General features: G+C 64.6%; 12 protein-coding genes. 7 read left to right on the top strand and 5 right to left on the bottom strand.

Translation table 11 applies throughout. The features are described from left to right. Window position 1 precedes the first annotated feature (1 nt). The 6 genes from JT360_RS03315 to JT360_RS03290 all read left to right on the top strand — a co-directional run bounded on the left by JT360_RS03315 (window position 2) and on the right by JT360_RS03290 (window position 6,904). Window positions 2-631, top strand: coding sequence for an HD domain-containing protein (locus JT360_RS03315; RefSeq protein ID WP_214470128.1), 630 nt, complete (start codon window positions 2-4; stop codon window positions 629-631). Then, a complete protein-coding gene (locus tag JT360_RS03310) occupies window positions 628-1,722 on the top strand; it encodes a carnitine 3-dehydrogenase (RefSeq protein WP_214470127.1) in 1,095 nt (364 codons plus the stop codon). The genes JT360_RS03315 and JT360_RS03310 overlap by 4 nt, the downstream gene beginning before the upstream one ends. A 5-nt stretch (window positions 1,723-1,727) precedes the next feature. Then, window positions 1,728-2,891: an acyl-CoA dehydrogenase family protein gene (locus JT360_RS03305; protein WP_214470126.1), complete on the top strand. Its 1,164-nt coding sequence runs from the start codon at window positions 1,728-1,730 to the stop codon at window positions 2,889-2,891. A 3-nt stretch (window positions 2,892-2,894) separates the two neighbouring features. After that, window positions 2,895-4,973, top strand: coding sequence for an acetate--CoA ligase family protein (locus JT360_RS03300; protein ID WP_214470125.1), 2,079 nt, complete (start codon window positions 2,895-2,897; stop codon window positions 4,971-4,973). Beyond that, window positions 4,966-5,748 (top strand): carnitinyl-CoA dehydratase, encoded by a 783-nt coding sequence (locus tag JT360_RS03295; RefSeq protein ID WP_214470124.1) that lies wholly within the window; start codon window positions 4,966-4,968, stop codon window positions 5,746-5,748. The genes JT360_RS03300 and JT360_RS03295 overlap by 8 nt, the downstream gene beginning before the upstream one ends. 217 nt (window positions 5,749-5,965) lie before the next feature. After that, a complete protein-coding gene (locus tag JT360_RS03290) occupies window positions 5,966-6,904 on the top strand; it encodes an alpha/beta hydrolase (RefSeq protein WP_214470123.1) in 939 nt (312 codons plus the stop codon). Between the two features lie 5 nt (window positions 6,905-6,909). On the opposite strand, the gene JT360_RS03285 is transcribed toward JT360_RS03290, so the two are convergent. The 5 genes from JT360_RS03285 to JT360_RS03265 all read right to left on the bottom strand — a co-directional run bounded on the left by JT360_RS03285 (window position 6,910) and on the right by JT360_RS03265 (window position 12,090). Next, window positions 6,910-8,568 carry an FAD-binding dehydrogenase gene (locus tag JT360_RS03285; protein WP_214470122.1) on the bottom strand — a complete coding sequence of 553 codons (1,659 nt, stop codon included), beginning with the start codon at window positions 8,566-8,568 and terminating at the stop codon, window positions 6,910-6,912. A gap of 85 nt (window positions 8,569-8,653) precedes the next feature. After that, entirely contained in the window at window positions 8,654-9,640 is a 987-nt protein-coding gene (locus JT360_RS03280; protein WP_214470121.1) for a Gfo/Idh/MocA family protein, read from the bottom strand. Between the two features lie 77 nt (window positions 9,641-9,717). After that, window positions 9,718-10,293: a YceI family protein gene (locus JT360_RS03275; protein WP_214470120.1), complete on the bottom strand. Its 576-nt coding sequence runs from the start codon at window positions 10,291-10,293 to the stop codon at window positions 9,718-9,720. Window positions 10,294-10,361: 68 nt separating this feature from the next. Next, window positions 10,362-10,934: a cytochrome b gene (locus tag JT360_RS03270; protein ID WP_214470119.1), complete on the bottom strand. Its 573-nt coding sequence runs from the start codon at window positions 10,932-10,934 to the stop codon at window positions 10,362-10,364. Window positions 10,935-11,199: 265 nt separating this feature from the next. Beyond that, on the bottom strand, window positions 11,200-12,090 hold the full coding sequence (locus JT360_RS03265; RefSeq protein ID WP_214470118.1) for a LysR family transcriptional regulator: 891 nt from the start codon (window positions 12,088-12,090) through the stop codon (window positions 11,200-11,202). Between the two features lie 97 nt (window positions 12,091-12,187). On the opposite strand from JT360_RS03265, the gene JT360_RS03260 reads away from it, so the two are divergent. Continuing rightward, window positions 12,188-13,183, top strand: a complete 996-nt coding sequence (locus JT360_RS03260) for an aldo/keto reductase (RefSeq protein ID WP_214470117.1) — start codon at window positions 12,188-12,190, stop codon at window positions 13,181-13,183. Window positions 13,184-13,333: the final 150 nt, after the last annotated feature.

The raw sequence follows: 13,333 nt of genomic DNA, 5'->3' as shown, positions 1-13,333 counted from the left end.
CATGACTACCGTCAAATTCACCGCGATGAAGGATGGTGACAGGGACGACTACGAGTTCCTGACCGCGCATGAAATCGACTACGCCGCCAAAACCGGCGAGCGGCTGCTCGACGCGCTGGTCCAGCTCGACGAAGGCCTGTCCGGCTACAAGATCACCCGGCTCGGCCATTCCCTGCAGGCGGCGACGCGCGCCTGGCGCGATGGCGCCGACACCGACTGGATCGCCTGCGCGCTGCTGCACGACATCGGCGACATCTACGCACCCTATAATCACGACGAATATGCCGCTTCGATCCTGAAACCCTTCGTGCGCGAGCAATGCACCTGGGTGGTGGAGAAGCATGGCGACTTCCAGCGCCTCTATTATGCCCACCATCTCGGCGGCAACCGCCATGCGCGTGACCGCTTTGCCGGCCACGCCTATTTCGACGATTGCGACCAGTTTTGCGAACGCTGGGACCAGTCGAGCTTCGACCCCGATTACGAGACGCTGCCGATCGAGTTCTTCCGGCCCTTCGTGCTCGAGGTCTTTGCCCGCAAGGCCTACGACCCGGCGATCATCCGTGTCGGCGAGCGCGAGCCCCTCATCGATCTCGAAACAGCCAAGACAAGAACCGGAGCCTCAGCATGAGCATCATCAACAAGGCAGCCGCCATCGGCGGCGGCGTCATCGGCGCCGGCTGGGTGGCGCGCCTGCTGCTCAACGGCATCGACGTGTCGATCTTCGATCCCGATCCCGAAGCTTCACGCAAGGTCTCCGAAGTGATGAAGGGCGCGCGGCGCGCCTATAAGCAGATGGTCCCCGGCGGCCTGCCCAAGGAGGGTAAGCTGACCTTCGCCAAGACCATTGCCGAGGCGGTGGCCGATGCCGATTTCATCCAGGAAAGCGTGCCGGAACGGCTCGACCTCAAGCACCGCGTGCTGGCCGAGATCGACACCCACGCACCCGCCAATGCCATTGTCGGCTCGTCCACCTCCGGCATCAAGCCGACCGACATGCAGGTGGCGATGAAGAAGCATCCGGAGCGATTGGTCGTCGGCCATCCGTTCAATCCCGTCTATCTCCTGCCATTGGTCGAGATCGTTGGCGGCGAGCAGACTTTCCCCGAGGCGATCGAGGTCGCCAGGGAAATCTATGCCTCGATCGGCATGAAGCCGGTCGTCATCCGCAAGGAGATCGAGGCTTTCGTCGGCGACCGCTTGCTCGAAGCGGCCTGGCGCGAGGCGCTGTGGCTGATCAAGGACGGCATCTGCACTGTCGAGGAGCTCGACGACATCATGCGCTACGGCTTCGGCCTGCGCTGGGCGCAGATGGGCATGTTCCAGGTCTATCGTGTCGCCGGCGGCGAAGCCGGCATGCGCCACTTCATGGCGCAGTTCGGCCCGTGCCTGAAATGGCCGTGGACCAAGCTGATGGACGTGCCGGAATTCAACGACGAACTGGTTGACCTGATCGCCACGCAGTCGGACGACCAGGCGCACGGCCTGTCGATCCGCGAACTGGAAAAGATCCGCGACGACAATCTGGTCGCGATCATGGACGCGCTGTCGAAGCAGAACAAAGGCAAGGGCTGGGGCGCCGGCGCCCTGCACAAGGACTATACCAGGCAGTTGGCAAAGCTGGCGGCGAAGAAGCCGACGGCCTCCAAGGCGGCCGAGAAGGCGAAGGCAGCGAAGCCGGTGAAGAAGGCGGAAAAGCCGAAGAAAAAGAAGAAAGGCTAAAGACCATGGATTTCGGTCTGTCGGAGGAACAGAAGCTCATTGTCGAGACGACACGCGCCTTCGTCGAGAATGAGCTTTACCCGCATGAGCGCGAGGTCGAGCGCACCGGCGTGCTGCGCCGCGACCTGATCGAGGAGATCAAGGCCAAGGCGATCGAGGCCGGGCTCTACGCCGCCAACATGCCGACGGACGTGGGTGGCGCGGGCCTGGATACGGTGACCTGGCTGCTCTACGAAAAGGAACTGGGCCGCGCCAACTATGCGCTGCACTGGACCTGCGTTGCGCGCCCCTCCAACATCCTCCTGGCCGGCACGCCCGAACAACGCGAAAAGTACCTGTTTCCTTGCATTCGTGGCGAGAAATGGGATTGCCTGGCGATGACCGAGCCCGGCGCCGGTTCCGACCTGCGCGGCATGAAGGCGACCGCGGTGCAGGATGGCGGCGACTGGGTGCTGAACGGCACCAAGCATTTTATCTCACACGCCGATCTTGCCGATTTCGCCATCGTCTTCATGGCCTCGGGTGAAGAGGATTCGCCGCGTGGAAAGCGCAAGAAGATCACCGCCTTCTTCGTCGACAAAGGCACCAAGGGCTTCAACGTGCGCGAGGGCTACCGCAATGTCTCGCATCGCGGCTACACCAACGCCATTCTCGAATTCGACGATTGCCGGCTGCCGGCCTCGCAGGTTCTGGGCGAGGTCCACAAGGGCTTCGACGTCGCCAATTCCTGGCTGGGCGCAACCCGCCTGCAGGTCGGCGCCACCTGTCTCGGTCGTGCGGAGCGGGCGCTTGGCCATGCCGTCGAATACGCCGCGCAGCGCCAGCAGTTCGGCCAGCAGATCGGCAAGTTCCAGGGCGTTTCGTTCAAGCTTGCCGATATGGCGACCGAATTGAAGGCCGCCGACCTGATGGTGTTCGAAGCCGGCTGGAAGTACGATCAGGGCACCGTCACCGACCAGGACATGGCCATGGCCAAGCTGAAGGCCACCGAGATGCTCGCATTCGTCGCCGACGAAGCAATCCAGATCCATGGCGGCATGGGACTGATGGACGACTTGCCGCTGGAGCGCATCTGGCGTGACGCCCGCGTCGAGCGCATCTGGGAAGGCACGTCGGAAATCCAGCGTCACATCATTTCGCGGGCGCTGCTGCGTCCGTTCGGGGCATAACTTATGCATAAGCTTGAGCGTCTCCTGCGCCCGAAATCGATCGCCGTGTTCGGTGGCGTGCAGGCTGCCGCCGTCGTCGCGCAATCGATCAAGATGGGCTTTGCCGGCGAAATCTGGCCGGTGCACCCGACCAAGGACGAGCTTGCCGGACGCAAGGCCTACCGGTCCGTAGCCGACCTGCCCGGCGCGCCGGACGCCGCCTTTGTCGGCGTCAACCGGCACCTGACCATCGAGGTGGTCAAGGCGCTGGCCGAGCGCGGCGCCGGCGGCGCCGTCTGCTTTGCCGCCGGCTTTCTTGAGACCGAGGCCTATGACGAGGACGGCGAACGGCTGCAGGCCGAACTGGTCGCGGCTGCGGGCCAGATGCCGATCATCGGACCGAACTGCTATGGCCTGATCAACTATGCCGATGGCGCGCTGCTGTGGCCCGACCAGCATGGCGGCATAAGATTGGAGGAGGGTGGCAAGGGCGTCGCCATCATCACCCAATCGTCCAACATCGCCATCAACATGACGATGCAGAAGCGCGGCCTGCCGATCGCCTTCCTGATGACCGCCGGCAACCAGGCGCAGACCGGCCTGTCCGAAATGGCGCTCGGCCTGATCGAGGACGAACGCGTCACATCGCTCGGCCTGCACATCGAAGCTTTCGATTCGGTAGCCGGCTTCGAGAAATTGGCGGCGCGCGCACGCGAGCTGAAAAAACCGATCATCGCCATGAAGGTCGGCCGCTCCGAACAGGCCAGGCAGGCGACGGTCTCGCATACCGCATCACTTGCCGGTTCGGATGCCGCCTCGGGCGCCTTCCTGAAGCGGTTGGGCATCGCGCGTGTCGATTCCATCCCTGCCTTCATCGAAGCGTTGAAGCTGCTGCACATCACCGGCCCGCTGCCCGGCTATCGCCTGTCGTCGATGAGCTGTTCGGGTGGCGAGGCCTCGGTCATGGCCGACAGCGCCGAAGGCCGCTGGGTCAACTTCCCGGTTCTCATCGACAGCCATCGCGCCCATGTCAAATCGACGCTCGGGCCGCTGGTCGCGGTCGCCAACCCGCTCGACTACCACACCTTCATCTGGAACAACGAGCCGGCGATGACCGCCACCTTCACCGCCATGGTGTCGGGCGGCTTCGACCTCAACATGCTGGTGCTCGACTTTCCGCGCCCGGACCGCTGCTCGGTCACCGACTGGTGGGCGACGCTGCGCGCCTTCGAATCGGCGCTGAAGACCAACAAGGCGCATGGCGCGATCGTCTCCTCGCTGCCGGAGAACCTGCCCGAGGAATACACCGCCGAGCTGATGGCGCGCGGCATGGTACCGCTGTTCGGCATTTCCGAGGCGATGGACGCCGCCCAGGCGGCCGCTTTCATCGGCTGGGCCTGGCGCGAGCCCCAGGCGCAGCCGGTCGACACCTCCGCCTCCGGGGCTGCCAGCGGCGGCCACGTCACACCTGACGAGGCGCAAGCCAAGGCGCGCCTGATCAAGGCCGGGCTTCCCGTGCCCAAGGGCGAGCGCGCCGGCAATGCGGTCGAGGCGGTGATCTCGTCGATGGCGCTCGGCTTCCCCGTCGCTCTGAAGGCGCTGGGCGTCACGCATAAGTCCGAGGTCGGCGCTGTCAGGCTCAACCTCAAGGACGCCGAATCCGTCAGCACGGCGGCGCATGACCTGCTGCCGCTCGGCACCGGCCTCTATGTCGAGCGCATGGTGCGCGACGGCGTCGCCGAACTGATCGTCGGCTTCACCCGCGATCCGATGTTCGGCGCGGTGATGACGCTGGGCACCGGTGGCGTCCTTGTCGAATTGCTGCGCGACAGCGTCACTCTGATGCTGCCGGCGACCCGCGACGACATCGAGGCAGCGCTTCGCGGCCTCAAACTGTTCCCGCTGCTCGAAGGCTATCGCGGCCGGCCGAAGGCCGATGTCCACGCTGCTATCGACGCCATCGCGGGCATTGCTGCCTTCGTGCAGCAGAATGCCGGCGAGATCGAGGAACTCGACATCAACCCGCTGATCGTCTGCGTCGAAGGCAAGGGTGCCTGGATCGCCGACGCGCTGCTGGTGCTGGGAGAGAACAAGAATGTCTGACGTCATTTCGACCCGCCGCGAAGGCTCGATCCTCGAGGTCACCCTCGACCGGCCCAAGGCCAACGCCATCGATCTGAAGACGTCGCGGCTGATGGGCGAAACCTTCAGGGCGTTCCGCGACGACCCGGACTTGCGCGTTGCTATCGTCAAGACCGCCGGCGACAGGTTCTTCTGCGCCGGCTGGGACCTGAAGGCCGCTGCCGGCGGTGACGCGGTCGACGGCGATTACGGCGTCGGCGGCTTTGCCGGGCTGCAGGAGCTGCGCGACCTCAACAAGCCGGTCATCGCCTGCGTCAACGGCATGGCGGTCGGCGGCGGCTTCGAACTGGCGCTGTCCTGCGACCTCATCTATGCCTCCGATCATTCCTCCTTCGCGCTGCCCGAAATCCGCGCCGGCACGCTCGCCGATGCCGCGACCATCAAACTGCCGAAGCGCATTCCCTATCATGTCGCCATGGACCTGCTGTTCACCGGCCGCTGGATGGATGTCGCCGAGGCGCATCGCTGGGGCCTGGTCAACGAGGTGCTGTCGAAGGAGAAGCTCGAAGACCGCGTCTGGGAGATCGCAAGGCTGCTCGCCAGCGGTCCGCCGCTGGTCTTCGCGGCGATCAAGGAGACGGCGCGAGTGGCCGAAGCGCTGACCTTCCAGGACGCGATGAACAAAGTGACGCGGCGCCAGTTGGCGACGGTCGATGCGCTCTACGGTTCCGAAGACAATATGGAAGGTTTTCGCGCCTTCGCCGAGAAGCGCGATCCGGTGTGGAGGGGGAAGTGAGGATTATTGCCGAAATGACGGCGCTCACCCCCCTCTGTCCTGCCGGACATCTCCCCCTCAAGGGGGGAGATTGGCAGCTCGCATCCGGACGCTCACCCACCAACGCCGGGGGTTGGCGAAAGTCCCTACGACATCCGATCTCCCCCCTTGAGGGGGAGATGGCCGGCAGGCCAGAGGGGGGCGCCTGGGCTCCACCTTTGCAGTTGGCGCGGCCAGCATGACCGACTACAAAACCCTGATCGACGCCGAGACCTGGGCCTTCATCGAACGGACCAATTCCTATTATCCGCCCGATACGATCGACTATACGATCGCCGAGCAGCGCGCGATCTATGACCGGATGTGCCGGGAGTTCTTTGCCGGCTATCCCGAAGGCGTCGCGGCCGAAACCTCGGCAATAGCGACACCAACGCACAACATCCCGATCCGCATCTACCGCAGCGCCCCGGAGGCCGCAGTGACGGTGCTCTATATCCATGGCGGCGGCTTCATCCTTGGCGGGCTGGACAGCCATGACGACGTCTGCGCCGAGCTATGCGCCCGCACCGGCTACGAGGTGGTCTCGGTCGACTATCGGCTGGCGCCGGAGCATCTGCATCCGGCAGCCTTCGACGACGCCATGAGCGCCTTCGAATGGGTTGCGGCAAATCGCGATCATCCTGTACTGCTTTGCGGCGACAGCGCCGGCGGCAATCTCTGCGCCGCCGTCAGCCATGCCACGCGCGGCCATGCAAAAAGGCCGTTTGGCCAGGTGCTGATCTATCCCGGCCTCGGCGGCGACCGCTCGAAGGGCTCCTATGTGGTCCACGCCGAAGCGCCGATGCTGACCATGCGCGATCTCGAATTCTACAAGCATGTCCGCACCGGCGGGTTGGACCAGACCGGCGACATAACGCTCTCGCCGCTGGCCGACGCCGATTTCGCCAATTTGCCGCCGACGGTGCTGATCACCGCCGAGTGCGATCCGCTGTCGTCGGATGGGCAAGCCTATCGCGATCGCGTCGCCGCCGCCGGCGGCCGGGCATATTGGTTGGAGGAACCGGGACTGGTGCACGGCTATCTCCGGGCCAGGCACACAGTCGCCCGCGCCCGCGCCAGTTTTACCCGGATCGTCGACGCGGTAGCCGCTCTTGGAAAGGATACCTGGCACTGGTGAGCGGTTCACGCCACCGCCGCGGCCGCCGCCCGGCCGGCGCCGCGGCCGGAAAATATGCAGCCGCCGAGGAACGTGCCTTCCAGCGCCGCATAGCCATGCACGCCGCCGCCGCCGAAGCCGGCGGCTTCGCCGACGGCATAGAGCCCGGCGACCGGCTGGCCGTCGGCGCCGAGCACACGGCTGTCGAGATCGGTCTGCAGGCCGCCCAGCGTCTTGCGGGTCAGGATGTTGAGGCGCACGGCGATCAGCGGGCCATTTGCCGGATCGAGCATCTTGTGCGGCTTGGCCGTGCGGATCAGCCGGTCGCCGAGATAGGCGCGCGCGCCGCGCAATGCGGTGATCTGCATGTCCTTGGAGAACGGATTGTCGAGCTGCCGGTCGCGGGCGCGGATCTCGCGCTCGACCTGGGCAAGCTCGAGCAGCGGCTCGCCGCCAGCCAGCGCGTTCATGCGTGCGACCAGCGCCGGCAGCTCGGCTTCAACGATGAAGTCCTCGCCCTTCTCCATGAACGCTTTCACCGGTCCTGGGATGCCCGAGGTGGCGCGGCCGAGCACTTGCCGCCAGCTCTTGCCGGTCAGGTCCGGGTTCTGCTCGGAGCCCGACAGCGCGAACTCCTTCTGGATGATCTTTTTGGTCAGGATGAACCAGGAATAGTCGAAGCCGGTGCTCATGATGTGGCTGAGCGTGCCGAGCGTGTCGAAGCCGGGATAGAGCGGCACCGGCAGGCGCTTGCCCCTGGCATCGAGCCACAGCGAGGACGGGCCGGGCAGGATGCGGATCGCATGCTCGGTCCAGATCGGCGCCCAGTTCCTGATGCCTTCGACATAATGCCACATGCGGTCGCGGTTGATGATCGAGCCGCCGGCCTGTTCCGTGATCGCCAGCATGCGGCCGTCGACATGGTCGGGCACGCCGGTGATCATCCGCTTCGGTGCCGTGCCCAGCCGCGTGGGCCAGTTTTCCCGCACCAGCTGGTGGTTGGCGCCGATGCCGCCCGAGGCGACGATCACCGCTTGAGCATGAAGTTCGAAATCGCCTGATATTTCGCGCGAACTCTTGTGGCCCCGCTCGACCGTACTTGGCTCGAGGATATCGCCGCGCACGCCGGTTACAGCAGCGCCCGTCCGTGTCAGTTCGTTGACCCGATGACGGAACTTGAAGCTCACCAATCCACGCTTCTGCGCTTCGCGGACGCGCAGGACGAAAGGTTCGAGCACGCCGGGACCGGTGCCCCAGGTGATATGGAAGCGCGGCACCGAATTGCCATGACCGACGGCATTGCCTCCGCCGCGCTCGGCCCAGCCGACCACCGGAAAGAACTTCAGGCCGCGCTCGATCAGCCAGGAGCGCTTTTCGCCAGCGGCGAAGCTGACATACGCTTCGGCCCATTTGCGTGGCCAGTAATCCTCCGGCCGGTCGAAAGCGGCAGTGCCCAGCCAGTCCTCGAGTGCCAGATCATGCGAATCGCGGATGCGCATGCGCCGCTGCTCGGGTGAATCGACAAGAAAAAGCCCGCCGAACGACCAGAACGCCTGGCCGCCCAGTGATTGCTCCGGTTCCTGGTCGACGATGATCACTTTCTTGCCGGCCTTGGCAAGCTCGGCGGCGGCAACCAGCCCGGCAAGCCCGGCGCCCACAATGATCACATCCGCATCGTCAGCCATTTTCCCTCCCAGAATGAGCCGGCTAACGCAATTCCAGGAAAAACTGTGAAGCGGTTTTCCGTCCGGAATTGCGTCAAGACAAGTGTCAGACGGTCTCCCAGCCGTCCTTGCCGCCGGCGCGGAAGATGGCGTCGATGACCTTCTGGTTGAGCACGGATTCCTCAAGCGTGAAGACACGCTCCTTGCCACCCTGTGCGGCACGCGCGAAGGTCTCGACCTCCAGCCGGTACTGCTGGGTGCCGGGAAAGCGGAACACCTGCGCTTCGGTGTGGTTCTGGTTGTGCAGTTCGATGCGGTGATGATCGTAGAGCCCGGCATTGAACGGAGAAAAAACCTCGATGAAACCCTTCTCGCCGTGGAACACCATGACCTGGCGCGCCGCCATCTGCGTCGACAAATAGAAGGACAGTTCGAAGTCGCCGAAATCGGCGCGGATCGAGGAGTAGATGTCGGTGCCGAATTTTTTGTCGCGCTCGATGGTCGCCTGCACGCGCAGCGGCTCCTTGCCGGTGGAAAAGCGCGTCGACACGGTCGGGTAGACGCCGATGTCGGGCAGCGCGCCGCCGCCGAGATCGAGCTGGTTGCGCATATTGTTGGGATCGACATTGTAGTAGGAGAACGCGCCCTGCACGTGGCGCAGCCGGCCGATGGCGCCGTTGGCGATGAGGTCGCGCACCTTGATCCATTGCGGATGATAGATGACCATGAAGGCTTCGCAGACCAGCACCTTCTTCTGGTCGCGCAGCTTGATCAGCGGCGGGATATCCTTGGCGTCGAGCGCCAGCGGCTTTTCGACCAGCACATGTTTTCCGGCTTCAATCGCCTTTGCCGTCCATTCGACATGCTGTGAGGTCGGCAGCGGGATATAGACGCCGTCAATGTCCCTGGAGGCGAGCAGTTCCTCATAGGAGCCGAACGCATGACGCGCGCCGAAGCGCTCGGCCAGGGCCTTGGCCTTCGACAGGTCGCGGCTGGCGACCGCCGACAGCACGCCATTCTCAGCCTCGACGATCGCCGGCAACAACTGCTCGCGGCCGATCTTGGCCGTCGACAATACACCCCATCGGAACATCAGGCTTCTCCATGTCGGTTACGTCAGACGAGGTTTGCCCGAAATGGATGGAAAAGCCAATCTGCGCCTTCGCGGGACTAGCCTCGCTTTCCCGTCAGCGTCATGTCGAAATCGACCACATTGGAATAGAGCGGCGTGCCGACATCCATGCCGTAGCGCGACCTCAGCACCTTGCCGGTGACGTGGAATTTGATCGTGCCGGCCTTCAACCCGTCGAGTTCGGCTGTGAACTTTTCCGGAAACGTCTTGCCGCGCGCCGTCAGCCTGCCGGTGACGAGGGCTGATGTGTCGCCGGTGCGGGTCACGCTGGTCGAGCGGAACTGGATCTCGGGGCTGTTGGCCACATCGAACACCGCGTCTGAGCGCAGGAAGGCGTCGATGCGGCCCTGGCCGGTGCCGACGCTTTCCGGATAGATGGTAAGATCGACCTTCGAGCGTTCGACATCGGCATTGTCGATGCGGATCGTGCCCTTGAAGCGGGCGAAGGCGCCGTTGAAGCCGCCGCCACCGGCCTTGCCTATGGTGAAACGGATGCTGGAGCCTGCCGGGCTGATTGAGTAGCTGCCAGCGGCCTCGCCGAGCGAAATGGCCGCTGAAACAGGCATGGCAAGGCAAGCGGCAACCGCCGCAAATCCGAGGATGCGTGCATACATGGGGAGTAATCCTTTTTGGAGGCAACGCTTTTCGCGTCCTCGCCCCACCAACGAACCAATTGCCGGTTCTATTCCCCGCCTGACGAAGGTGTGATCATACGCGTGAGCACGCTGTCGCGCAGCAGCAAGTGGTGGCGCAGCGCGGCGGCAATGTGCAAGGCCACCAGCGCGATGCCGGCATAGGCGAGATACCAGTGCGCCGCCGCCCAGAAGCCTTCGGCGGCATCGGATTCGGCGAGCGGCAGGTTGGGCATCACGAACAGGTCGAACGGCATGGTCGGGATTTCCAGCGTCGAAACCGAAACCAGCGCCCAGCCGGACAAGGGCAAAGCGATCTGGAAGGCATAGAGCGCCAAATGCGCGAGTGGCGCTGCACGCCGTTCCAGGGGGCCGACCGAAGGCGGCAAGGGCGGCGCTGCATTGCCGAGTCGCCAGGCGATGCGCAGGATGATGAGGCCAAGCAGCAGAAAGCCCAGGGACTTGTGCAGCTGGATCAGCTCGAAGGCGGTGCGCTGGCTGGCGATCCGCACCATGACGAAGCCGAGCCCGAACTGGCCGATGAAGATGATGCCGATCAGCCAGTGGAGGATGATCATTCCCCAGCCATAGCGGGTAGTGGTGTTGGTGATGGCAGATTGCATGATGGTCAAACGCCGCCTAACTGCGCTTTCTTCCCAACGGCAGCGCTGCCCCTTGCCCTGCCGGGCATTTCTCCCCGTAAACGGGGCGAAAGGAGCAGTGGCGCCGCATCGCTCTTTTCTGCAACGTTGGTGATTGGCGAAAGCGTCGGTGAAAGCGTCCCTCGCCCCGTTCACGGGGAGAGGATGCCGGCAGGCAGGTGAGGGGCGGCGCTAGCCTTGGCAAGGCGCGCACCCAAACCGAAGCTATTGCTCTGATTGCCGCTCCCTACCCTCTCACCTTGAAGAAATCCACGAACGCCCTGAGCGCCGGGCGCATCTGGCGGCGGCTCGGATAATAGACGAAGAACCCCTCGAAGGAGGGGCACCAGTCCTCCAGCACGCGGACCAGCCTGCCGTCGGCGAGCGGCGCGCGGACATAGTCCTCAAAGACGAAGGCAAGCCCGGCGCCGTCGACCGCCGCCTGGGCGATCAGATGGTCCTCGTCGAGGATCAGCGGCCCCTCTACCGCCATCTCGATCGCCTCGCGGCCTTTCTCGAATTCCCAGCGGTAGAGGATGCCGCTGGAGAAGCGGAAGCGGATGCAGCGGTGGTCGCCCAGGTCGCGCGGGTGGCGCGGCTTAGGGTTGGCCTCGAAATAGACCGGCGCGCCAACTACCGCGCCTCGAATGTCCGGCCCGATACGCATCGCGATCATATCGCGCTGCAGGCTCTCGCCGAGCCGCACGCCGGCATCGAAGCCACCTTCGACCACATCAGTGAAGCGGTCCTCGACGACGATCTCAAGCACGATGTCGGGATAGGCCGTGGCAAAGGCGCCGAGCCGTGGCGTCAGCACCAGATGCGCTGCGGTGCGCGGGACGCTGAGCCGCAGATTCCCGGCCGGCCGGTCGCGCGCCTCGACCGCCGTCTCCAGCGCCAGATCGATCTCCGACAGCGCCGGCCGCAGCCGCTCCAGCAATTGCGCACCTTCTTCGGTGGGCGCGACACTACGCGTGCTGCGCGACAGGAGGCGAACACCAAGCCGGGCTTCCAGGCTGGACACCGCGTGGCTGACTGCCGACGGCGCGATGGCCAATTCCCTGGCCGCGCCGCGAAAACTGCCGCATTGGGCAACGGTTGCCAGCACCGCAAGTTGTGAAAGATGTGCTCGATTCATTGATCTATTTAGTGGAACGGCCCGTACAAGTATGAGCTGATTATCGAACAGAGTGCAAGGCGCTATCTCTGTCGCATCACAACCAAGGAGACGCGTGATGCAAACCCGCAAACTAGGTACTGAACTCGAAGTCTACCCGGTCGGCCTCGGCTGCATGGGCATGAGCTTCGCCTATGGCGGCCAGGCGGAAGCCGATGCGATCGCCACGCTGCACCGCGCCGTCGACATCGGCGTCAATTTCTTCGACACGGCGGAAGTCTATGGCCCCTACGAGAACGAGATCCTGCTCGGCAAGGCGCTGAAGCCGTTTCGCGACAAGGTGACCATCGCGACAAAATTCGGCTTTAAGATTCTGGAGGAAGGTATCGGTATGGACCGCATGGCCGGCGTCGACAGCCGTCCCGAGCACGTCAAGGCGGTCGCCGAGGCATCGCTGAAGCGACTGGGCACTGATGTGATCGACCTCTATTACCAGCACCGCGTCGACCCCAACGTGCCGATCGAGGACACGGTCGGCGCCATGGCCGAGCTCGTGCGCGAGGGCAAGGTGCGCGCGCTCGGCCTGTCGGAGGCGAGTGCCGCGACCATCCGGCGGGCGCATGCCGTGCATCCGATCTCTGCCGTGCAGAGCGAATATTCGCTGTGGAGCCGCGACCCGGAAGACGAGGTCTTCGCCGTCTGTCGCGAACTCGGCATCGGCTTCGTCCCCTACAGCCCGCTCGGCCGTGGCCTGCTCACCGGCACGATCGCCAAGCCTGAGGCCTTGAGCGACGACGACTGGCGCCGCACCTTGCCGCGCTTCCAGGCCGACGCCATGGAAGCCAATGCCAAGGTCGTCGCCACGCTGGAAAAGCTGGCCGCCGAAAAAAGCGTGACCCCGGCACAGCTGGCGCTCGCCTGGGTGCTGCGCCAGGGCGATTTCATCGTGCCGATCCCCGGCGCCCGAAAAATCCGCCATCTGGAGCAGAACACGGCCGCGGCCGGAATCGAGTTGAGCGCTGCCGAGGTGGCGGCGATCGGCGACGCGCTGTCGCCCGACAAGGTCATCGGCAAGCGCTACACCGAGGAACTGCTGGCGCTGGTGAATGGCTGAGCCTTCACCCCCCCCCTTGTGGGGGGGGTCGGCTCGCTGTCGCAGCGAAGCGGAGACAGCGAGACGGGGTGGGGGTAGCGCCCTACGAGACCCCCACCCGCTTCGCAAAAGCCGCCTTGCGGCATTTGCTGCGCGACCCTCCCCACAAGG

The sequence above is a fragment of the Mesorhizobium sp. dw_380 genome (assembly GCF_018588885.1).
GTDB lineage: Bacteria > Pseudomonadota > Alphaproteobacteria > Rhizobiales > Rhizobiaceae > Mesorhizobium.
The sequence above is the reverse complement of the archived record's forward strand: the minus strand, read 5'-3'. Positions and strand labels throughout refer to the sequence as shown.